Below are 20,777 nucleotides of genomic sequence, written 5' to 3' on the forward strand. Positions count from 1 at the left end.
TCCGCTACGGGCACGGGCCGCGGCCCGCGCCGCGCCCCTCCAGCTCGTTCGCCACCTGCTCCCAGACCGCCGAGCAGCAGCGGGCGACGAGGGCGAGGGTGGCCATGCGGTGCGGCGGAACGCCGGTCAGCCGGGCGACGTCCTCGTCGCTTACGACGTGGGTTTCGAGCCAGCGCAGCAGAGCGCGCCCGTCGACGGTGTAGCGCAGGGCGGGGTCACGTCTGAGGGAGTCGAGCGCGGGGGCGCAGTCGGTCGCGCGCGGCCGGGGCGGCAGGTCCCTGGCCGGTTCCTCTCCGGCCCGCCGCCCTCCCGGCAGCGGGCTGTCACCCCGGCGCAACCGCAGCCGCACGTCCCGCGCCGTGGTGACGGAGATGCCGGCGGCCTCGGCGATCTCCCGCAGGGTGGCGCCGGGGTTCTCGGCGATCACGTCGCCGGCCCGCATGCGGCCCGCCGCGGCGTCGAGCGGCCGTACCCGGCCGTCCTGCCCCAGCCGGGCGGACGACTGCCGGTCCGGGCCGCCGTGCTCGCGCCGGATGGCGGCGACGGTCTTCCCGGACAGGCCCGCCTTGGCGGCGATCGCCCGGTCCGACCACCGGGGGTAGAGGTCGACGATCCGCCGCGCGGAGACCCGGCGGTCCGCCAGGGTCAGGGGCCGGCCATGGCTGATGTTGGCCTCGACGGCCGCGACGAATGCCTCGCCCTCGGTGCCGTCGAAGTACCGCACCCTTACGGTGGGCTGCCCGGTGAGGCGGGCCGCGTGCAGCCGGTGCATGCCGTCGATGACGCGCATCGTGGCCCGGTGCACCAGGATCGGCGGCAGCTCGGTCTCGACCTCGGCGAGTACGCGCACATGGTCGTGGTCGACTCCGTCGAGGCGGGGTGAGTCGGCTCTCAGCAGCCGGTCGACCGGTACCCGGTCGGGGCCTGTCCCGCCCCTCTCCTCGCCGACCCCCTCGGCCCTCTCGGCCCCCTCGGCCTTCGTCGTCCCGATCGCGGACGAGGAAGGAAGGAGCGAGAGGACGGCGTTTCGCTTCTCGGCGCTCAAGCTCTCTCCCTGGGTGTGGGCGCGCGGGTCAGCCCTGTACCGGTGCGCCGAATGCATAGGTGGCGACGGCGGTGGCCACGGCCCCCGCGTTGGTGCGCAGGGCGGTCCCGTCCACGTTTGCCCCGGTGTCGCACGCCCTGTGGTGGCACGGGTCGTACGCCTCGCCCGCCCGGCCGCCGAAGAGGGCGGCCTCGGTCTCGGTCTTCAGCCCGCGGGCCCCGGTGACCAGGCCGCCGACGGGGATGCCGTGCGCCGTGAACGGCGAGTAGTCGGAGGTGCCTGCAAAATCTATGCCCACATGGCCGAGGCCGCGGCGCTCGTAGTACGACGCGAAGACCCGCTCGATCGCCGCCGAACCGGGCGGCCCGGCCGGGGCACCGACGCCGTCGGAGTCGTCGCCGTCGAGGATCTTGTAGGCGTAGTTGGGTGAGGCGAGCATGTCGAAGTTCAGATACAGGCCGATCCGCTCGCGCTCAGCGGCCGGCAGGGCCCCCACGTACTGTGTCGAGCCGAGCAGCCCGGCCGCCTCACCACCCCAGAAGGCGAACCGCACGCGGTTGCGCAGCGGTTGGTCCGCCAGCACCCGGGCGGTCTCCAGCAGCGCGGCGACGCCGGAGGCGTTGTCGTTCATGCCCGGCCCCTCCGGGGCGCTGTCCAGATGCCCGCCAGCTAGGACCACGTCGTCCGCGCTGCCCCGCGGCGACTCGGCGAGGACGTTGCGGATGAGGCCCGTCTCCGCGCGCGCGTCGACCTCCAGCCGCACCGTGGTGTCCGGCGCCGCGGCGAGGTCCTGGCCGACGGCAGCGGTGGCGTAGACGATGGGCAGGGCCCAGCGCCAGTCGGCGATGTCGAACACGAAGGGATCGGTCCGCCCGGGGTAGCCGTCGTTGAAGAAGACGATCCCCCCGGCGCCGGCCGCCTCGGCGTTCCGGGCCTTGAGGTAGTGCGAGCAGGTACCGCGCTGGAGCAGCGCTATGTCCCCGGGTGCGAAGTCCTTGAAGTCGCTCATCTCGCAGCCGCTGGTCGAGGCGTTCTCGGCGGGCGGCATCGGCAGCATCACGTCGACGGGCCGGATCCGGGCGGCGACGTCCCCGGCGCCGGAGGAGACGACGGTGGCGAAGTCGTCCGGTGTGGAGTACGTGCGCTGCCGCGGTGACACCTGCGCCATTCCGGGCGGCGACGGCTCGGTCCAGCTCTTGCCGAACTCCACGTCGGTGTACGACACGTCGTACCCGAAGCCGCGCAGTTGCCCGGCGACGTAGGCGACGGAGGCGTCGTACCCGGGGGTGCCGCGCGATCGCGTGCCGCCGTGCATGTCGGCGATGTTCTTCAGCGCCGTCAGATGCCGGTCGAGTTGCTTGCCGCGTACCGATCCGGCGATCGCGTCGACGGAGGTCGCCGACCGCGGCACGGACGCGACCGAGGTGGTGAGCAGCAGGAGCAGCAGCAGGGTGAGGAGCGGCCGGGCGGTGAGTGGGGAGGCGAGATGTCTCGGGACGGACTTGCGCATGCGGCTCCTTGCCATCGGGTGACCGAACGCCGGTCGGGCCTCTCGATCATTCGGTCCTCGTGGTACGCCGGGACAGCGCCGGCACGGTCAGGCTCCGCCCGGTTTTGGCCATACCCGACAACGCCGCGCGGCCCCGGGCGCGGGTACGGCGGCGTGGGCTCCAGCGGATGTGACCGCTGCCGTCACGCCGGTGCCGTTTGCACTCTCAGCGCTGCGCGGCGAAGCCGTGCAGGAGCCCGTCGACGAGCGCGGCGATCTCCTCGGGACCGGGGAGCGCGGTGTCGGTGGCGAGCCGGACGGCCAGGAGACCTGAGAGCAGATCGGAGATCAGGGCGGGGTCGGCCGAGGCGGGCAGTTCACCGCGCAGGACGCCCCGGTCGAGCACACCGGAGATCAACTCCAGTCGGCGGTCCAGGTTGGCGCGGAGCACGTCGCTGAAGGCCGCGTCGCGGCATGCCTCGCCGAGGATCCGGCGGGTGAAGAGCCGTAGCCGCGGCTCGCCGAACACCCGCATGATCTCGGCGATCCCGGCCAGGAGGTCCCCGCGCAGCGACCCCGTGTCGGGCATCTGGATGCGCGACACGGTGAGCTGCGCGACGGCGTCGAGAACCAGGTCCCGCTTGGTGGGGAAACGCCGAAACACGGTGGCGCGGCCCACGCCGGCGCGCGCGGCGACCTCGTCGAAGGTCATCTCGAAGCCGCGCTCGAAGAGCAGCTCGATCACCGCCTCGCGGATCGCCGTGTCGACGGCGGGGTCCGGCCGGCGGCCGCTGCGGGTCTCGGTCATGGGCACTCCCGGTGAGATTGACAGTCTCAGATACTACCAGTATCAATACTCCGAGTCTCACAATGGAGGTAGCGCCATGGAGCACCCCCCGGCCGAAACGGCACCCGCGCCGATCCGCCCCCGGGAGCGAACGGAACGTGTCTCCGCCGTGGTCGCCGCCCTGGTGATGACCGGCTTCTGCGTCACGCTGGTGGTGGTCTGGCCGTGGCAGGGGGCGATCCCCCCGATCGTCGCCGCCGTGGTGGCGTACGTCGCCTGGCTGAAGACGAACTACGCCCACCCCGTGCGTTCCCGCAGGGTCATCGCCGCGTATCTGTGCGCGGTGGCGTTCCAGCTCATCCACATGTCGGAGGAGTATCTCGCCGGCTTCCCGCACGACTTCGCGGACCTCTTCGACACCTCGCAGGACTGGACCGAGAAGTCGTTCCTGCTCGCGGCGGTCTTCTATATGAGCGCGGTGCTCTGCCTCGCCGGGGCCGGTGCCCTCTACCAGATCCGGGTCGCGAACTACGCCCTGTGGTTCTACGCGCTCGGGCTCGGCCTGGTCAACGCCATCGCCCACTTCGTCCTTCCGTTCCTCGAAGGCGGCTACTTCCCCGGCTTGTACACCGCGTTCGGGCACTTCGTCATGAGCGTGCTGCTCATCTACTTCCTGGTCCAGGAGAGCCGCCGGCTCAAGGCCGAAGCCGCGACGGGACCGGCGGCGGCATGATCGTTCAGCTCCTCGTCCCTCGTCCGATCCGCACGCCCGTCCTCTGTGCGGTCGCGGCCACGCTCCTCACCGGCTGCGCCGCCGAGGAGGCGGACCCGTCCGGGCCGCGGCCGACGTCCCGCGCGGGGGCATCGGCCCCGGCGGCGCGTGAGCTTCGGGTGGCCGTCACCGGCGACGAGGTCACTCCCCCGCCCGGCCGCCATGCCGTACGCGTGGGCGAGCGCCTCAGGATCGTGGTCACCGCCGACCGCACCGAGGAGGTGCATGTCCACGGGTACGACCTCGCCGACCGCGCCGCCCCGGGCCGGCCGGCCGCCATCGACTTCGTCGCCGACCGGCCCGGGCTGTACGAGGTCGAGACGCACGGCTCGCACCTCGTGCTGTTCCAACTGGCGGTGCGGTGACCACTGCGCACCTGATCGCGCACGGCGTCGGCGGCCGCCAGGACCTGCCCGTCCCGCTGTCCGAAGCCCTCACCGGCGCGGTAATGGCCCTTGTCGCCACCTTCGTGCTGGTGGCCGGCACCCGCTCGCCGCCCTGCCGGCCGACGGGGCGGACGCTGCCCGCCCGGATCCAGCGGGCCGTTGACGCCCGGCTCACCCGCCGGGCACTGGGGCTGGCCGGCGTGCTCGCCGCGGCGTGGTTCACGGCCGCCGTGCTCGCCGGCGACCCCGACCCGGCCCGGAACGCCGCTCCGGGCATGCTCTACGTCCTGCTGTGGGTCGGCGTCCCCCTGGCGTCCCTGGTCTGCGGCCCGGTCTGGCGCCGGCTGAATCCGCTGCGCTTCCTGTACGGGCTGGTGACGCCGCGGCCCCGGCGGCCGTACCCGGAAGCGTGGGGGTACCGGCCGGCCGCACTGCTGCTCGCCTCGTTCGCGTGGCTGGAGCTGGTGGCGCCGAACCGTACGTCCCCGGCCGTCGTGGGTGCGTACGCCGGCGCGTACGCGGTGGTCGCCTTCGGCGGTGCCGTCGTCTTCGGCCCCCGCTGGTTCGCCCGCGCGGACGCCTTCGAGGTGTACTCCACACTCGTCGCGCGCATGTCGCCCCTCGGCCGCGGGCCGGACGGGCGGCTGGTGTTGCGGAGCCCGCTGGCCGGACTCGCCGCGTTGCCCGTGCGGCCCGGCCTGCGGGCGATGGTCCTGGTGCTGCTTGGCTCGACCGCGTACGACGGGCTGTCGGGCGCCCCGTTCTGGATCCGGCTGCGGCAGGACGGCCCGCTGCCCGACGCCGTCACCGGCACGCTCGGGCTCGCGGCGGCGATCACCGTCGTGTCGGCGGGTTACGCGCTCGCCGCCGCCGCGGCGGACCGCATCGCCCGCCACCGTCCGGGCACGGCTCGGCAGTTCGCCCCCGCGGTCCTGCCCGTCGCCCTCGGCTACGTCGTCGCGCACTACGTCACGCTGCTGCTGACGGAGGGGCAGCGGACCGTCATCCTCGCGAGCGACCCCTTCGGTACCGGCGCCGACCTGCTCGGGCTTGCCGACCGGGCCGTGGACGACGCCGTCCTGACGCCGGCGACGACCTCGCACGTGCAGATCGTCTCCGTGATCGCCGGTCATGTCGTCGGCACGATCGCCACCCACGACACGGCGGACCGGACCTTCACCGCGGGCCGGGTGGCGAGCCAGCTCCCGATGCTCTCGCTCATGGTCCTCTACACCGTGACCGGCCTCGGCCTGCTACTGGCCTGAGGGCTCCGGCCGCCCGCCCGCCGCGGCCGACGCGCTAGGGGAGCCTGCCGAGGCCGCCGTACCAGGAGACGTCGGCGTGGGACGGACGGTGCTCCAAAGGGAGGTCCGAGCGCCAGTCGGAGACCATCTGGATACCCGGCTCGATCAGCTCCAGACCGGTGAAGAACTCCGTGAACTCCTGCTTGCCGCGCAGGCTGAGCGGTACGCCGCGGGCGCGGTAGGCATCCTGTACCCCCAGGGCGTTCGACGGGGCGACGTCGGCGGTGGCGTGGGAGAGGACGAAGTGGCTTCCGGGCACCACGGCACCGCGCAGCGTGCGCACGATGCCCGCGGGATCGTCCTTGTCGCCGATGAAGTGCAGCAGGGCCACGGCCAGTACGCCGATGGGCTGGGAGAAGTCCAGCAGCCGGCGGGTGGCGCTGTGGCCGAGGACGGTCTCCGGCTCGCGGGCGTCGGCCCGGATGACGGTGGTGCGGTGGTCCTCGGCCAGCAGGGCCTGCCCGTGGGCGAGCACGAGAGGGTCGCTGTCGACGTAGACCACGCGGACGTCGGGCGCGTACCGCCGGGCGACCTGGTGGACGTTCTCGGCCGTGGGCAGCCCGGAGCCGATGTCGAGGAACTGGCGTATGCCTACCTGTTCGACCAGATGGCGCACCGCCCGCCCGAGGAAGCGGCGGTTCTCCCGGGCGGCGGTGCGCAGCGTGGGGAAGGCCGCGACGGCCTGGTCCGCTGCTGCCCGGTCGGAAGCGAAGTAGTCGGTCCCGCCGAGCAGGTAGTCGTACATCCGGGCGGCGTGGGGCTGATCCGTGCGCAGGCCGTCCGTGGACCCCGGCCCGCCTTCTTCCGCCGGTCGTCGCTCCGCGCTGTCCGCCGCTGTCACGCGTGCCCCTTGCCGGGCAGGTACGCGACCGCGTCGATGTCGACGAGGAAACCGAGCGGGGGCGGTGCGTGCATCGTCATCCGTGCCGGGAGGTAATGGTCGAAGAATGTCTTGTAGACCTGGTTCATTCTGTCCCACTCGCCGACGTCTTTCATATGGACCGTCACCTTGACCAGGTCGTCCATCGATCCCCCGGCCGCTTTGAGTATTTGCCGGATGCTGCTCATGACGTGAGCCGTCTGCACCTCGATGCCGCCTTCGACGGCCTGCGACGTGCTCGAGTCGTAGGGCACCGTGCCGGAGATGAAAAGGAAGTCTCCTGCGCGCACTCCCTGCGGGAAAGGACCCACGGGAAGCACGGCGGCCGGTGTGTGAATCACCTGCTTCGAGAGGGAATTCTGCTTGCGATTCATCGCAATACCTCCGTGGATCGCGCCGGTCGGTGGAGATGAGAGCGGGGCGGGGGTGCCCGCAGGGCCCCGGACCTGCCGACGGGTGGTACAGCAAGGCCCGGGGCTGCGACGCAGCTTAGGGCGTCGGTGGCGGCCGGTGAAGAAGTCGCCGGGAAGCGGAGGGCGGCCCGGATTTTCCATCCGGTTGCCGACGTTCGGCGGTGCGCGCGAAATCGCGGATTTCAGCTCGGCAGCCGTTACCCGGGTTTACGAGAGCGCCTTCGGTACGCGCACATTGACAGTCGAACGGCGTCTGCCGTTTCCTTGTGCCCTCCGATTCCGGGAAACGGTGTGCGAGAGGAGGTATGCGCAATGGCCGATAACGGTTGGGACTGAGCACCGTCGGTATCCCCCGTCGGCCCCCTTCCGACGGGGTGCAGGGCCGCCGGCCCGGCCGGCGGCCCTGTCCGTTCTCCCGTCGGTCGGTACGGGCGCGTAGGAGGTTCGCGTGTCGTCGGAACGCCCCGCGCTGGGCCGCACGTTCTGGCGCTACTGGTGGGCCGCCACGACCGCCTCCTCGGCCAACGGCATGGTCGCTGTGACCCTGCCCCTGCTGGCCGTGGCCGCCACCACGGATCCGCTCCACGTCTCCCTCGTCATGCTGGCGCTGCGGCTGCCCTGGGCGGTCTTCGGCCTCGTCGCCGGCGCCGTGATCGACCGGCGGAGCGCCCGACCGCTGCTGATAGCCGCGGACCTGACCCGGATGGCGATCGTCGCCGCGACCGGCGTACTCGCCCTGTGGACTGACCTCACGCTGGCGACGCTGCTGGTCACGGCATTCGCAGTCGGCTCGGCGACCGTCGTCTTCGAGTGCGCGGCCCAGGCGTGGCTCACCCGGACCGTCACCCGCGAGCGCCTGGGCACGGCCAACGGTCATCTGGAGACGGGCCGGCAGGCGGACCGGATGCTGGGCCCCGCCCTGGGCGGGGCGCTGACGGCCGCTGCGCCGGCCCTGCCCATGCTCCTCAACGCCGTCGCCTTCGGCGGCTCGGCGTGGCTGCTGCGCGGAGCGCCGGAGGCTCCTTCCGACCGCGTCTCGGGCACACGCCTGCGCGACGATGTGCGCTCGGGCCTGGCCCTGCTACGGCGCAACCGCTTTGTCCGGCTGCTCGCTCTCACGCTCACCGTGCTGGCGGGCCTACAGTCCGGTGCGCTTGCTGTCCAAGTGCTGCTGGGCCTCGAGGTGCTGGACCTGACGCCGACTCAGTACGGAGTGTTCGTGGGTGGCGCGGCCGTCGGAGGGCTGGCCGGCGCGGTGACGGCCGGTCGCCTCGTCGAACCCCACCGGCTGTGGCTGCTGCCCGCGGCAATCCTGTCCGCCGCCACCGGATACACCGGAATGGTCCTCACCACCGACCCCCGGCTCGCCGGAGCGGCGCTCGCGGTGGAGAACTTCGGCATCGGCCTCGGCAACGTGACGATCGCGACGCTGCGCATGGCCGCGGTCCCCGCCGCCCTACAGGGCCGCATCGCCGCCGTCTTCCGCATCCTGCTGCACACCGCGGTCAGCGCCGGGGCCGTACTCGGCGGCTTACTGGCCGGCCCTCTCGGTCTCCGCGCCCCCTACCTCCTCGCCGTCGCCGGCTACCTCCTCCTCCTGGCCACCGCCGTCCCCGCCCTCTACCGCCACCGCCCGGAACTCCCGGCCCACCGGGCCCGAGGCTGAGACCCGGTGTACGACTGCGGAAGAGCCGCAGTCGCCGCCCGCGACCCTGCACGCGCCGACGGCCCACGGAACCGGTAGAAGTTTCAGGCCGTGTCTATCCGTTCGGCAGTTCGGCTCTCGTCGCACCCGCGAGGCCGTGTACTACTCAGGACCGATATGTCACCCCTGCAACGAGCCGACGCAGCGAACGTGTCGATCGAGGATGTCCCGCGGAACGCACCGTGGTGACCCCGCCCGGCGATACGGGCGCCCCTCCGCCCGGGCGGCGGCGTGGGCGGCCGGCGCGGGCACGGGGTGCGGTCGGGCCCACGACCAACGACCGTATCCTCGCCGCCGCGCGTGCCGAGTTCGCCGCCCGCGGCTACGACAGGACGACCGTTCGCCGCATCGCAAGGACCGCGGCAGTGGACCCCTCCCTCGTGCACCACTACTACGGCACGAAGGAGCGGGTCTTCGAGGCTGCTCTGGAGGTGTCCCTCACGCCCGCGCTGTCCGTGACGGACGTGCTGCTCATCGGTCCGGTCGAGGAGGCCGGGGAGCGGCTGACGCGGCTGCTCTTCGGCGTGTGGGAGAACCGGCTCACCCGCGAGCCGATTCTCGCCGTCGTCCGCTCGGCCGTCACCAACCGGACCGCGGAGGCGATCTTCCGGCGCATGCTCACCCGCAACGTGGTCCGCCACGTCGCCTCCGCCCTGCCACCGCCGGACGGCGAGATGCGCGCGGAGCTGGCAGCGGCACAGCTCGTAGGGGCGGCGATGCTGCGCTACATCGCCAGGTTGGAGCCGCTGGCCTCGGCGGACCGGGAGGATCTGATCCGCCGGCTCGCCCCGGTCGTCCAGATCCACCTCACCGGCACGCCACCCACACCACCCGGCCATCAGGTACGCGACCGGGGTTGAGTTCGTGGCGGCGGCCGACGATCTCTGGCGGGACACCGAGAACCGTCACCGCAGGAGCCGGAAGGTTGACGGACTGCCGCCCGGAACTTACATTCCTTCGGTCGGTATGTTTTGGAGGTATGCGTTGAGCGCCCGTTCACATCCCGAGTCCCCCGGTGGCGGCAGCCCTGTGGCCGTCATGTTGCTCGCCTGCGGAGGGTCGTTCGTCGCTCTGCTCGACGTCACGATCGCCAACCTGGCCATGCCGGATCTGGGGCGGGAGTTCCCGGGTGTGTCCGTAGCCGGGCTGACCTGGGTGATGACTTCGTACGCCATCGCGTTCGCGGCGCTCCTGGCGCCCCTCGGGCGGTTGGCCGACACGCTCGGTCGTCGTCGGCTGTACCTCGCAGGGCTCGTGGTCTTCACCTTCGCTTCTGCCGGCTGCGCCGCCGCGCCTTCGCTGGAGGTCCTGCTGGTCTCGCGTGCCGTGCAGGGGGCCGGAGCCGCCGCGTTGATCCCCGCCTCCCTCGCCATCATCCTCGGGCAGGTGCCCCCGACGCGCCGGGGCGCCGCGATCGGCATCTGGGCGGGGTCCGCCTCCCTCGCCGCCGCCGTCGGCCCCAGCCTCGGCGGGGTGCTGGTCGACGCCTTCGGCTGGCGCTCGGTCTTCCTCATCTCCGTGCCCATCGGGGCAGCGCTGATCGCGGCCATCCGCGTCGTCTCCCCGCATCGGACGGGAGGCCGCACTCCGGATCTCCTCGGCTCCGTGCTGCTCGCTCTCGGCATCGGCGGCGTGGTGCTGGGGGTCAGCCAGGGGACCGACTGGGGATGGGACGACACCCGTACGCTGCTCGCTCTCGTCAGCGGCGTGGTGCTGCTCGTCGCCGCCGTGGCCCAGGCGTGGCGGCACCCCAACCCCGGGCTGGAAGTCACCCTGTGGCGCAGGCGCGGCTACGCAATGGCGAACGTGGTCTCGTTCTTCTTCGGGTTCGCGCTCTACCCCTGGCTGCTGCTCGGCGTCCTCTATCTCACCCAGGTGTGGCAGTACTCGGAACTGCGCGCGGGGCTCGCCATGACTCATGGTGCCGTCGCCTCTGCACTGGCCGGCATCCTGGTGGGCCGCTACTCGGCCCGCCTCAGCGCCCGCGGTTCGGTCGTCGCCGGAGCCCTTGTGCTGGCCGGCACCGCGGTCTGGATCGCCGTCGCCCTACCCGACGAGCCGGCGTTCCTGGCGCTGTGGCTGCCCACCGGACTCACCTGCGGGGTCGGCATCGGCATGATCAGCACCGGGGTGTCCACCGCGGCGGCGCTGTCGGTCCAGCCACCGCGCTTCGCCAGTGCCACCGGGCTGAACATCACCTCTCGCCAGGTGGGCGGTGCCCTCGGTCTCGCGATGCTGGCCGCTCTCCTGAACAGGGGCGGCGGCGGCCCGGGCACCGGCGACTTCGCCGACGTCTACCGGATGTGCGCGATCGCCTCGCTGCTCACCGCCGCTGCCGGCATGGGCCTGGCCACCTCGGCGGGGAAGAAGCCGCCGGCACGAGTCGTGTCCTCCGATCCCCCGGCCACGGGCACCACCGTGGAGACGGCCGCATGACACCCCGTAGAACGGAGGTTCCACCCATGACCATCCCCGGCTCTCACGAAGTGGCCGACGAGGACCTCGACGCGCTCTCCTCCGCACCCTGGCGTCGTGTGGTCGTCATCGGGGACAGCATCGCCGAAGGTGTCGGCGAACCCACGCCCGGGTTTCCCGACGTCCCCTGGGCCACGACCGTCATGAACGCGCTGGGGCGGAGCACCGGCGGCGAACGGGTCGAGTACCTCAACCTCGGCCGGCGCGACCTGCTGGCCGAGGAGATCCGCGCCGGGCAACTCGCCCCGGCGCTGGCCTTCGAGCCCGACCTTGCGCTCGTGACCGCCGGCGGGAACGACCTCCTGCGCCGGCGGTTCGATCTGGAGGCGGTGGCGGGGCACCTCGACGCCATCGTCGTGGCCCTGCGGAAGAGCGGCGCCGACGTGGTCACCCTCGGCCTCTTCGACTGTTCCGGCTCCCCGTACGTGCCCGAGGCCATGCGCACCGGGATGACGGAGAGACTGCGCGCGCTCGGCGCCCGGACGGCGGCGATCGCCGCGGCACACGGCGCGGCACACGTGCCGCTCACCGACGATCCGCTGGGAGCGGCCCCGGACATCTACGGCAGCGACGGGTTGCACCTGAACCGGCGCGGCCACGCCGCAACGGCGGCCCGTACGGTCCACACCCTGGTCGAACTTCTCGCCGGCAGCGGCAAGGCGGCCCGGACCGAGACATGAACAATCCTCCGCCCCGATGTGGATGATCAGTACGGCCATGTCTCTCACTTCGCCTCGGACGGGCGAGAACGCTGCGTCCCCCTCCTACGGTTACGGCGAGTGGGAGAATTCCCTTCGCCATGAGGAGGCACCGTGAGGGCCCGGATGCGCGCGGACGCGCGGCGGAACCGTGAGCTGATTCTCCGGGCCGCCCGCGAGGTCTTCGTGAGCCAGGGCCCCGACATCCCGCTGGAGAGGGTCGCCCGCCGGGCCGGCGTCGGCATCGCCACGCTCTACCGGAACTACGCCAACCGCGAGGCGCTCATGCGCGGCGTCGCCACCGCCACGCTCACCGGGATACGCCGGGCGGCGGAGCAGGCGCTGGACCGCGAGGACGAGCCGTTCGAGGCGCTGCGCCGGTTCGCACACGTGGCCCTCAGCCTGCGCGTCGGTGCCGTGCTGCCCGCGCTGTCCGGCCGGATCCAGTTCGACGAGGAGCTCGACGAGCTGCGCAGCGCGACGGTCCGCCCGGTGCTGGGGCTCCTCACGCGGGCGCAGGAGGCCGACCAGGTCCGCAAGGACGTCGTCTTCGGCGACATCCCCCTCATGATCATGCGCCTGTCCCTGCTTCTCCCCGGCGACGGGCTGCCCGAGGACGCGGCCCTGGCCCACCGCCAGTTGCGGCTCTACCTCGACGGCCTGCGCCCGGAAGCCGACCGCACCCGCGGCGGCTCACTCCCGGGCCCGGCCATCACCCCGACGCACTACGAACACATCACCGACCGCATGGTCAGCGGCACCCGCTGGCTGTACTGACCCGTGGGATCGCAGAACACGGCTGCTGGGTGGCTGTCCGCCCAGTACGGTGCGGCAGGCGTGTGGCCAGGCTGCTGTCCGCTCGTTGTTTGAGGTGCAGGGCAGGTGCCCGGCGCGAGAGGAATGGCCCCCTCTGAACGAACCGCGATCACCAGCATCCGGGACTTCCCGGAACGTGGCCGCGCGCCCGGTCTCGTCGCTGCGCGGAGGTGTGACTGTCATCGATTCCCTCCGCGTCGCCCAGCGCGGTCCGTGACTGGTCTACTACCTCACCGCCAAGGTGCAGATCGGTGCGGAGGATGAGGGGTTGGGTTGTGGGCCGGCTCGGGACCAGGACTCGACCGTGTGACAGGGAATCGGCCTTCGCTTCCGGCTCCCCGGCCCAAGCGCCCGGCGCCGCCCTCGTTTTCCTTGGTCCGGTCGTCGCGTTCGAGCGGTGTGCCGCCCCCTCCACGGGCTTCACTTCCGCTCGTCGCCCGGCCGCCTTCGCAGGTGCGGCAGCCGGGCTGTGTTGCAGCGTTACGCGGCCGCCCTGCGGGGCGTCGTCTTCTCCGGGAAGCGGGTGCGGAGGGACGAGGCGCGCTGGGTCAGGGCGGTGTTGCCGCGTCGGTTGTTGCGGCCTCCGGTGCTCTTGCGCTTGACGGGCCGCACGGCGGATGCGGTGGGGGTGACGGGGACACCGGAGGGGGTGCGGGCGCCGGTGATGCGGGCGAGTTCCGTGCTGCCGGGCTGGACGTGGGCGACGTGTGCGGTGATGCCCGCGGTGGTGGTCAGGCGGGTCATCTCGCGGCGCTGCTCGGGCAGGACGAGGGTCACGACGCTGCCCGACCCGCCGGCGCGGGCGGTGCGGCCGCTGCGGTGGAGGTAGTCCTTGTGGTCGGCGGGCGGGTCGACGTTGACGACCAGGTCGAGGTCGTCGATGTGGATACCGCGGGCGGCGACGTTGGTGGCGACCAGCGCGGTGACGTCTCCGCCCTTGAACTGCTCAAGGGTGCGGTTGCGCTGGGACTGGGACTTGCCGCCGTGCAGCGCCCCGGCCTTCACCCCGTTCGCCAGCAGGTGCTTGGTCAGCCGGTCGACGCCGCGCTTGGTGTGCAGGAAGAGCAGCACGCGGCCGTCGCGGGCGGCGATGTGGGTGGCGGCCGTCCGCTTGTCGCCGTCCGTGACATGCAGCACGTGGTGCTCCATCGTCGTCACGGTCGCGGCCGACGGGTCGACCGAGTGCACGACCGGGTCGGTGAGGAAGCCCTTGACCAACCGGTCGACGTTGTGGTCCAGCGTGGCCGAGAACAGCATCCGCTGGCCGTCCGTCCGCACCTGCCGCAGCAGGGCGGTGACCTGGGGCAGGAAGCCCATGTCGGCCATCTGGTCGGCTTCGTCCAGCACGGTGATGCGTACCTGGTCGAGGTGGCAGTCCCGGCGGTCGATCAGGTCCCGCAGCCGTCCCGGGGTGGCCACGACCACCTCGGCGCCGTCGCGCAGCGCGGCGGCCTGCCGCGCCTGGGACATGCCGCCGACGACCGTGGCGAGCCGCAGGTGCGCCGCCCGGGCGTAGGGGGTGAGGGCTTCGGTGACCTGCTGGGCCAGTTCGCGGGTGGGCACCAGGACGAGCGCGAGCGGGTGGCGGGCGGTGGCGCGCCGGCCGGCGGTACGGGCCAGCAGCGCCAGGCCGAAGGCCAGCGTCTTGCCCGAGCCGGTACGGCCGCGGCCGAGGACGTCCCGGCCGGCCAGGGAGTCGGGCAGGGTGGCCGCCTGGATGGGGAACGGCACCCGCACTCCCTGATGCCGCAGCGTCGTCAGCAGCACGGACGGCATGTCCAGGTCGGCGAACGACGCGGCCGGGGGCAGCGCGGGTGTGGTGTTCGCCGGCAGGGCGAACTCGCCCTGCACGGCGGCGGGTTTGCGGCGGCCCGACCGGCGCTGGGCCTGACCGCGCGAACGGCGGCGGGCCGGGTTGTCGGGGGCGCGGGGTGTACTGCGGTTCATGTGAACCTCCTCGTCACGGCGCGTGTCGAGGAGATCCCGGCGGGGACGAGCCGCACGGAAGCCGCAGGAACGGGCCGGGGAATGGGCGAACGGCGGCGCGGTGCGACGAGCGCTCCGGCCGCAGGGCACGGGCCCGCGCCATACGGCGCCGGCCCGTGCTCGTGACTTGCGCCACGTCCTCGGATCAAGGCTTCAGACGATGGTGATGTTCTCCGCCTGGAGGCCCTTCTGGCCCTGGACGGCGTCGAACTCCACCTTCTGGCCCTCGGCCAGCTCGCGGAAGCCCTGGGCGTTGATGTTGGAGTGATGGGCGAAGACGTCGGCGCCGCCGTCGTCCTGGGCGATGAAGCCGAAGCCCTTTTCACTGTTGAACCACTTCACGGTGCCAGTGGCCATGTCTTTTTCTCTCCTTTTGGTGGCAATGCCGGCGGTACGCACGGTGCGCGATACCGCGTCGCCGCGATGATTACCCGATCCGGTAAAGCACCGAAAAACAGAAATGCGCCTGAAGGTCAAAGCCAGCAGGCGCACACAAAGTACATGGGAACCACAACTGCAACTGGCGTCCAGCCTAGCACGGGCGGCACACGACCTTGGTTCCGCAGGCCGCGGCGGCCGGGCACCCGGCGCCCAGGGCCCGCTCCCCCGGTGACCTCCCCGGGGGAGCGGGCCGCGGGCCGGCCATGGCGTCCGGTGATCTCCGGCTCTTTGACATCGGCGCGGAAAATACGTCCAATGGGGCGTAAGGGCCTCCGGCCCATACCATGAGGGAATGGCATGCGCGATCTTCTTGATCGGCTGCGCATAATCGAATCCCGGCAGCGGGCGCTTTGCACCGAGTACGCGATGGTGATCCGCGCGATCGTCGCGAGGGCCGGCGGGGTCAGTCAGGCGGCAACCCTGCTTGACCTGGATCCCAAGACCGTTCGGGCGCGTGAACGCGCCGCCGGTGTGGTCATGGTCGTCTACCGCGGCGGCCGCACCAGGAGGGTCACCGCCGGGGGACGGCGGTACGGCGAGACGGGCCACGGCGAGGACAGCCGGGCCCAACTGGACGCCGACCGCATGGGCTTCACCGTCGCCCGTGACAAGCGGGAGTTACTCCGCGCCGTCGTGTACGTCGTCGACGGCCTCGTCACCCGGGTCCGGGAAGTGCAGGTCGGTGCGTGGCACGAGGACGCCCGCGGCAAGGTCACCCTGCCGCTCGGACCGCCGCTCACCGCCGCCGACCTGGCCCGCCGCCTGCCCACCCTGCCCCTGGCCATCGGGGACCGCAGACCGATGGTGCGGGGCAGGATCCGCGAACACATCGCCCTGTAGCCGCGGGTGTCGCACCCGCCGAGAGGAGATCACCGATGTTCTCCGGGCCCGCCTCCCCGCCGTCCCTACGGGACGGCGGGCGGATGACCGCGTACGTACCGCCGAAGACAAGGACGCACCACCATGACCGCATCCTCAGCACCCTCAGCACGTGTCCGGCCCCCGAACGAGACCGGCAGTGACTTCGCCCGGCTGTCGAAGAAGATCTCCGACGCCGGGCTGATGGCCCGCCGCCCCGGCTACTACGCGGTCCGCATCACCGCCGTGGCCGCGTGCTACGCCGCCGCCTGGACCGTCTTCGCGTTCGTCGGCGCCAGTTGGTGGACGCTGGCGGTCGCCGCCGTACTCGCCGTGGTCTTCGGCCAGGTCGCCCTGGTCGCCCACGACGTGGCGCACCGCCAGGTCTTCCGGCTGCGCCGGGCGAGCACCGCCTCCGGCCGGATCGCGGGCGCCGCCATCGGCATGGGCTACGAGTGGTGGCAGGACAAGCACACCCGCCACCACGCCAACCCCAACCACGAAGAGCGCGACCCCGACATCGCCCCCGACATCCTGGTCTGGACGCCCGAGCAGGCGCGCGCCGCCCGCGGACTGCCCCGCCTGCTCGGCCGCTGGCAGGCCGTGCTGTTCTTCCCGCTGCTCACCCTTGAGGGCGTCAACCTGCACGTCGCCGGCATCCGCGCGCTGGCCGGCCGCCAGACCAAGCACCGGACGCTGGAGGGCACCCTGCTGTTCGGGCACATCGCGGCGTATCTGGCGGTGCTGTTCCTGGTCCTGCCGCCCGGGATGGCGGTCGCCTTCCTGGCCGTCCACCAGGGGCTGTTCGGCCTCTACCTCGGCTCCGTCTTCGCCCCCAACCACAAGGGCATGCCGACGCTGTCCGGCAACGACCTCCCGGACTTCCTGCGCCGCCAGGTGCTCACCTCCCGCAACGTGCGCGGCGGCCGGCTCACCGACCTGGCGCTGGGCGGGCTGAACTACCAGATCGAGCACCACCTCTTCCCGAGCATGCCCAGCCCTCATCTGTCGAAGGCGCAGGCCATCGTCCGGCGTCACTGCCAGGAACTGGGCGTCTCCTACGCGGAGACGGGGCTGTTCGCCTCGTACAAGCAGGCTCTGCGCAGCCTGCACGAGGCAGGTGCCCCGCTGCGCGGCGCGGCCCGGGCGTCCTGATGTGCCGCCGCGGCCGGGACGCCTGGCCGCGGCGGAGTAGGGTGGGGAGCGCCGGGAGCACTTCGCGTGCCGACTTCGTGGTCGGCGCCGTTCCCGGCGTACGGATACACCGGGCCGGCGTGACGCCGCCCGAGATCGGTCCGCTTCATGACGGTTTTGTCCGTTGTCCGCAGGTCCGCCCCGGCCGTAAGCCTCAGCTCACCGGCAGTCACGTGTCTCCGTCCGGTGGGAGGGGGCGCGGTGGCCACGGGCGCCGGCGGGCGGCCGGGGGTCCTCCGAGAGCCGTCCCGGCGTCCGCGCCGGGCCGCGACGACGGTCCCCGGTACAGGTCCCGAACCGGGTGGTCATGTCGACCACCTCGTACGGCGCGACCACCGGGACGGCGGTCGCGGCCGGCGGCGCCCGAGCAGCCGGGCGCGCAGAGGCGCCCGGGGCCGCGGGACGGGCACCGGATGACCACGGACACCGGCAACGGCCACGCGGCGCCCGCACCGGCCCCACGGCCGGGTTCGCTCCCCGCACCGGGCTTCGCGGAGGTCCGTATCGTCGCGGCCAGCCCCGAGACCGCGCGCCAGATCGCCGAGGTGCTCCGCCTCCGCTTCGCGGGCGACGAACAGCGCAGCTACCCCGCGGGGGAGGACGGCCAGGGCACCCGGCTCCACCTCACCATCGACACCGTCCACGTCCCCGAGGCGGTCGGGCCGCCCCGTCTGCGCCTCGTCACGGGCCATCCGCACGACGACGAGCTGTAGGGCACACATCCGCCGGGCCACGGGCGTCGCCGGCGGGGGCCCGCCTCTGGGCTGCGCCTACGGCTGCCGGGCGGACCGGCCGGGCGAGTGGTGGCGGAGTCACGTCGGTGCGGTGCCTGAGGAGATCGACCGCATCACCGCCTCGGGCTCCCCGCCGCGGGACGTGCGGGGCCGCCGCCCGGCCGCCGGCCGCACCCTCCGACGACGTGACCGCCCCGGTCCGGCCCGGTGTGCGGCCTCCTCACCTGCGCCGACCCCGCGGTGACCCGCGGGCGGGGAGTAGACTGAGAGCACCGAAGGCAATTCGTGCACAAGCTTCCGTGCCTGTGCCGTTTTCGGCGTACGCGAGCCCGGGCCGCGGCGCAGCCCGCCCGGAGCAAGGTCGGCACCATGACCGCGACCGCTCTCCCCCCGCCGACAACCGAAGACCGGCTCACCCCCGTACCCCCGCGGCTGGCGCTCACCGCCGGCACCGCGCCGGCGGCACTGGACGGCGCGTGGTGGCCCCGCTCCCGGGACCTGACCGCCGAGCTGCCCGCTCTGATCGCCGTCCTGGACCCGCTGTGGGGGCGGATCATCCGCCTCGCGGTGAACTCCACGCACTGGCCAAAGACGCCCCGCAGGATCCCGGTCGCCGGCCATGTGGTCGAAGTGGGCTGGTTCAGCGCCGAGCTGGACCCCCACAGCCTGCTGCTGCGCTCCTACGGCGCCGGCCGCTGGGATCTTCTGGTCATCCCGCCCGAGACCGCGCCCGAGGCCGCCGCCTGGCTGACGGCCGCCGCCGTCGACCCCGCGCGGGTGCGGACGGCGAGCCGGATGATGCGGGAAGCCGGACACCGCCGGCACTCGACCGAGGGCGACACGGCCCAGCAGGCGATCTGGGACTCCGAAGGCGGACGTACCGTGCTCCCGCGTACGGCATCCCCTCCGGTCCCGCACGCCCGCATCCCCGCAACTACTGCTCCGCCGCCGACCTCCACGAAGGAGAGGTGAACAACGTGGAGACCCTCGTCACCGTCCTCATCCTCCTCGGCATGATCGCGCTGGGCGCGCTCGTCCTGCACCTGCTCAACGCCCAGCGGGCCGAACGCCTCGCCAACCACCACTACACCCCCTCCCGCCGCCGCAGGAACGGCGGCAAGCGCGGGCCGCCCACGTCGAAGGGACCGCTGCCCGACAGAAGGTAGGCGCGCCTGCCCTGCCCGGAGATGCGGCCGAGGCCGCGGCGGCCGGTGAGGCGTGCCACCGCCGCGAACGGCGTGCGGGTCCGCGAGGATGGGCGGAGCGGCGGCCACGTCGGGCTGCCCGGAAAGGAGTCGGATTCCCGTGCAAGCCATCACCGTTCGAGACCGTGACGCAGGTCCGGCAGGGATGTCCCTGACGGACCTGCCCCACCCGCATGCCGCCGAGAACGACGTGATCGTGCGGGTGCACGCCGCCGGGTTCACCCCCGGTGAGCTGGACTGGCCGGGTACGTGGACCGATCGCGCCGGCCGGGACCGCACGCCGAGCGTGCCCGGGCACGAGCTGTCCGGCGTGGTCGCCGAGTTGGGCTACGGCACGACCGGACTCACCGTCGGCCAGCGGGTGTACGGGCTCACCGACTGGACCCGTAACGGCTCGCTCGCCCAGTTCACCGCCGTCGAGGCCCGCAACCTCGCCCCGCTGCCCGCCGACGTCGACCACGTCACCGCGGCGGCCCTGCCCATCTCCGGACTGACCGCCTGGCAGGCGCTGTTCGACCACGGCCGGCTCACCACGGGGCAGACGGTGCTCGTCCACGGTGCGGCGGGCGGTGTCGGATCCATCGCGGTGCAGTTGGCCCGCGAGGCCGGCACCCGGGTGGTCGGCACCGGCCGCACCGCCGACCGGGCCACCGCCCTCGGACTGGGCGCCGACGCCTTCGTGGACCTGGAGTCGGAGCGCCTGGAGGACGCCGGAGAGGTCGACGTGGTCTTCGACGTCATCGGCGGCGAGATCCTCGACCGCTCCACCGCCCTGGTACGTCCCGGGGGCACGCTGGTCACCATCGCCGAGCCGGTGAGGGTCCGGCCCGCCGACGGGCGCGCGGTCTTCTTCGTCGTGGAACCCGACCGGGCCCGCCTCGCCGATCTCGCCGGGCGGCTGCGGGACGGAAGGCTCAAGCCCCTGGTCGGGAGCGTACGCCCGCTCGCGGAGGCGGCAGTCGCGTTCGCACCCGGCAGGCGCACCCCCGGAAAGACGGTCATCCGGGTCGCCGAGGACGACTGAACCGGACCGCCCGCGGCGCGCCGGCCCGCCTCCGGGGACGTGCGCGCCGACCGGGACGACGGGCGACGGCTGCCGCCGCGGCTGCCCGGGGCGGGTCAGCCCGGCACGCGGTCGAGGAAGCCGCGTACGGACGTGATCCGGCCGTCCTCGGCCAGGGTGACGACGTCGAAGCCCTGGACCGGGGCCGAGCCGTCCGGCGCGATCAGCTCCCAGGTGAAGCGGGCGGTGTCGTGGTGGCCGTCGACGGGGCCGAGGAGGCGGAACTCGAAGCCCGGGAACTGCTCCTGCGCGCCGGTGATCACGGCGGTGAGCCCGGTGTGGCCGCTGACGTCGGCCAGCGGGTCGGTGTACGTGGCGTCCTCGGTCCAGGCCGCGGCGACGGCCTTCTCCCGCTCGGCGGGGTCGGTGGCGTTCCAGGCGGTGAAGTAGCGGGCGACGGCGGACTCGTATGCCGACATGGTGTTGACCTCCACGAAGCGACTGCTGATCGATGCCTCCACGATGCGGGGCACCCCGCGTCGGCGTCGATTACCGCAGAGGTAAGGCCGCTGCCCGGAACGAGTGC

22 protein-coding genes are annotated in these 20,777 nt (G+C 72.7%); 14 read left to right on the plus strand and 8 right to left on the minus strand.

What is annotated here, in order from left to right:
• Positions 1 to 4: 4 nt before the first annotated feature.
• The 3 genes from QBL21_RS21950 to QBL21_RS21960 all read right to left on the minus strand — a co-directional run bounded on the left by QBL21_RS21950 (position 5) and on the right by QBL21_RS21960 (position 3,342).
• Positions 5 to 1,045, minus strand: coding sequence for a ParB N-terminal domain-containing protein (locus QBL21_RS21950; RefSeq protein WP_407563935.1), 1,041 nt, complete (start codon positions 1,043 to 1,045; stop codon positions 5 to 7).
• A 28-nt stretch (positions 1,046 to 1,073) separates the two neighbouring features.
• Positions 1,074 to 2,555 carry a M28 family metallopeptidase gene (locus tag QBL21_RS21955; protein WP_407563936.1) on the minus strand — a complete coding sequence of 494 codons (1,482 nt, stop codon included), beginning with the start codon at positions 2,553 to 2,555 and terminating at the stop codon, positions 1,074 to 1,076.
• Between the two features lie 205 nt (positions 2,556 to 2,760).
• Positions 2,761 to 3,342 carry a TetR/AcrR family transcriptional regulator gene (locus QBL21_RS21960; protein ID WP_407563937.1) on the minus strand — a complete coding sequence of 194 codons (582 nt, stop codon included), beginning with the start codon at positions 3,340 to 3,342 and terminating at the stop codon, positions 2,761 to 2,763.
• 76 nt (positions 3,343 to 3,418) lie between these two features.
• Between QBL21_RS21960 and QBL21_RS21965 the strand changes: the two genes are divergently transcribed.
• The 3 genes from QBL21_RS21965 to QBL21_RS21975 are packed head-to-tail and all read left to right on the plus strand — an operon-like array spanning position 3,419 to position 5,744.
• Positions 3,419 to 4,054, plus strand: a complete 636-nt coding sequence (locus QBL21_RS21965; protein ID WP_407563938.1) for an HXXEE domain-containing protein — start codon at positions 3,419 to 3,421, stop codon at positions 4,052 to 4,054.
• Positions 4,051 to 4,458, plus strand: a complete 408-nt coding sequence (locus tag QBL21_RS21970; RefSeq protein ID WP_407563939.1) for a hypothetical protein — start codon at positions 4,051 to 4,053, stop codon at positions 4,456 to 4,458. The genes QBL21_RS21965 and QBL21_RS21970 overlap by 4 nt, the downstream gene beginning before the upstream one ends.
• The gene (locus QBL21_RS21975) at positions 4,455 to 5,744 is read left to right on the plus strand and encodes a hypothetical protein (protein WP_407563940.1); all 1,290 of its coding nucleotides are present in this window, start codon (positions 4,455 to 4,457) and stop codon (positions 5,742 to 5,744) included. Before QBL21_RS21970 ends, QBL21_RS21975 begins: the two co-directional genes overlap by 4 nt.
• A 34-nt stretch (positions 5,745 to 5,778) precedes the next feature.
• On the opposite strand, the gene QBL21_RS21980 is transcribed toward QBL21_RS21975, so the two are convergent.
• Both QBL21_RS21980 and QBL21_RS21985 read right to left on the minus strand, forming a co-directional pair.
• Complete coding sequence (locus QBL21_RS21980) at positions 5,779 to 6,624, minus strand: SAM-dependent methyltransferase (protein WP_407563941.1); 846 nt, start codon at positions 6,622 to 6,624, stop codon at positions 5,779 to 5,781.
• Positions 6,621 to 7,037 (minus strand): RidA family protein, encoded by a 417-nt coding sequence (locus QBL21_RS21985; protein ID WP_407563942.1) that lies wholly within the window; start codon positions 7,035 to 7,037, stop codon positions 6,621 to 6,623. Before QBL21_RS21985 ends, QBL21_RS21980 begins: the two co-directional genes overlap by 4 nt.
• Positions 7,038 to 7,524: 487 nt before the next feature.
• Here QBL21_RS21985 and QBL21_RS21990 point away from each other — a divergent pair, with 487 nt between their 5' ends.
• From QBL21_RS21990 to QBL21_RS22010, 5 genes are all read left to right on the plus strand, one after another.
• Positions 7,525 to 8,742, plus strand: a complete 1,218-nt coding sequence (locus QBL21_RS21990; RefSeq protein ID WP_407563943.1) for an MFS transporter — start codon at positions 7,525 to 7,527, stop codon at positions 8,740 to 8,742.
• Positions 8,743 to 8,966: 224 nt separating this feature from the next.
• On the plus strand, positions 8,967 to 9,641 hold the full coding sequence (locus tag QBL21_RS21995) for a TetR family transcriptional regulator (RefSeq protein WP_407566505.1): 675 nt from the start codon (positions 8,967 to 8,969) through the stop codon (positions 9,639 to 9,641).
• Positions 9,642 to 9,819: 178 nt separating this feature from the next.
• Positions 9,820 to 11,217, plus strand: coding sequence for a DHA2 family efflux MFS transporter permease subunit (locus tag QBL21_RS22000; protein WP_407566506.1), 1,398 nt, complete (start codon positions 9,820 to 9,822; stop codon positions 11,215 to 11,217).
• A 26-nt stretch (positions 11,218 to 11,243) separates the two neighbouring features.
• On the plus strand, positions 11,244 to 11,936 hold the full coding sequence (locus tag QBL21_RS22005) for an SGNH/GDSL hydrolase family protein (RefSeq protein ID WP_407563944.1): 693 nt from the start codon (positions 11,244 to 11,246) through the stop codon (positions 11,934 to 11,936).
• 132 nt (positions 11,937 to 12,068) lie between these two features.
• Positions 12,069 to 12,731, plus strand: coding sequence for a TetR/AcrR family transcriptional regulator (locus tag QBL21_RS22010; protein WP_407563945.1), 663 nt, complete (start codon positions 12,069 to 12,071; stop codon positions 12,729 to 12,731).
• Between the two features lie 519 nt (positions 12,732 to 13,250).
• Here the strand turns inward: QBL21_RS22010 and QBL21_RS22015 are convergent.
• On the minus strand, positions 13,251 to 14,717 hold the full coding sequence (locus tag QBL21_RS22015) for a DEAD/DEAH box helicase (RefSeq protein ID WP_407563946.1): 1,467 nt from the start codon (positions 14,715 to 14,717) through the stop codon (positions 13,251 to 13,253).
• Between the two features lie 192 nt (positions 14,718 to 14,909).
• Complete coding sequence (locus tag QBL21_RS22020) at positions 14,910 to 15,113, minus strand: cold-shock protein (protein WP_407563947.1); 204 nt, start codon at positions 15,111 to 15,113, stop codon at positions 14,910 to 14,912.
• 381 nt (positions 15,114 to 15,494) lie between these two features.
• Between QBL21_RS22020 and QBL21_RS22025 the strand changes: the two genes are divergently transcribed.
• The 6 genes from QBL21_RS22025 (at position 15,495) to QBL21_RS22050 (ending at position 20,212) form a co-directional block, all read left to right on the plus strand.
• The gene (locus QBL21_RS22025; protein ID WP_407563948.1) at positions 15,495 to 16,037 is read left to right on the plus strand and encodes a hypothetical protein; all 543 of its coding nucleotides are present in this window, start codon (positions 15,495 to 15,497) and stop codon (positions 16,035 to 16,037) included.
• Positions 16,038 to 16,160: 123 nt separating this feature from the next.
• Positions 16,161 to 17,210, plus strand: a complete 1,050-nt coding sequence (locus QBL21_RS22030) for a fatty acid desaturase family protein (RefSeq protein WP_407563949.1) — start codon at positions 16,161 to 16,163, stop codon at positions 17,208 to 17,210.
• Positions 17,211 to 17,662: 452 nt separating this feature from the next.
• Positions 17,663 to 17,962: a hypothetical protein gene (locus QBL21_RS22035; protein WP_407563950.1), complete on the plus strand. Its 300-nt coding sequence runs from the start codon at positions 17,663 to 17,665 to the stop codon at positions 17,960 to 17,962.
• A 390-nt stretch (positions 17,963 to 18,352) separates the two neighbouring features.
• Positions 18,353 to 18,955, plus strand: a complete 603-nt coding sequence (locus QBL21_RS22040; protein ID WP_407563951.1) for a DUF5994 family protein — start codon at positions 18,353 to 18,355, stop codon at positions 18,953 to 18,955.
• Entirely contained in the window at positions 18,952 to 19,149 is a 198-nt protein-coding gene (locus QBL21_RS22045; protein ID WP_407563952.1) for a hypothetical protein, read from the plus strand. The genes QBL21_RS22040 and QBL21_RS22045 overlap by 4 nt, the downstream gene beginning before the upstream one ends.
• Before the next feature lie 139 nt (positions 19,150 to 19,288).
• Positions 19,289 to 20,212, plus strand: coding sequence for an NADP-dependent oxidoreductase (locus tag QBL21_RS22050; RefSeq protein ID WP_407563953.1), 924 nt, complete (start codon positions 19,289 to 19,291; stop codon positions 20,210 to 20,212).
• A 95-nt stretch (positions 20,213 to 20,307) separates the two neighbouring features.
• On the opposite strand, the gene QBL21_RS22055 is transcribed toward QBL21_RS22050, so the two are convergent.
• Positions 20,308 to 20,670 (minus strand): nuclear transport factor 2 family protein, encoded by a 363-nt coding sequence (locus QBL21_RS22055; protein WP_407566507.1) that lies wholly within the window; start codon positions 20,668 to 20,670, stop codon positions 20,308 to 20,310.
• Positions 20,671 to 20,777 lie beyond the last annotated feature (107 nt).

Source organism: Streptomyces sp. 184 (genome assembly GCF_045781775.1).
In the GTDB taxonomy this organism is placed as follows: Bacteria; Actinomycetota; Actinomycetes; order Streptomycetales; family Streptomycetaceae; genus Streptomyces.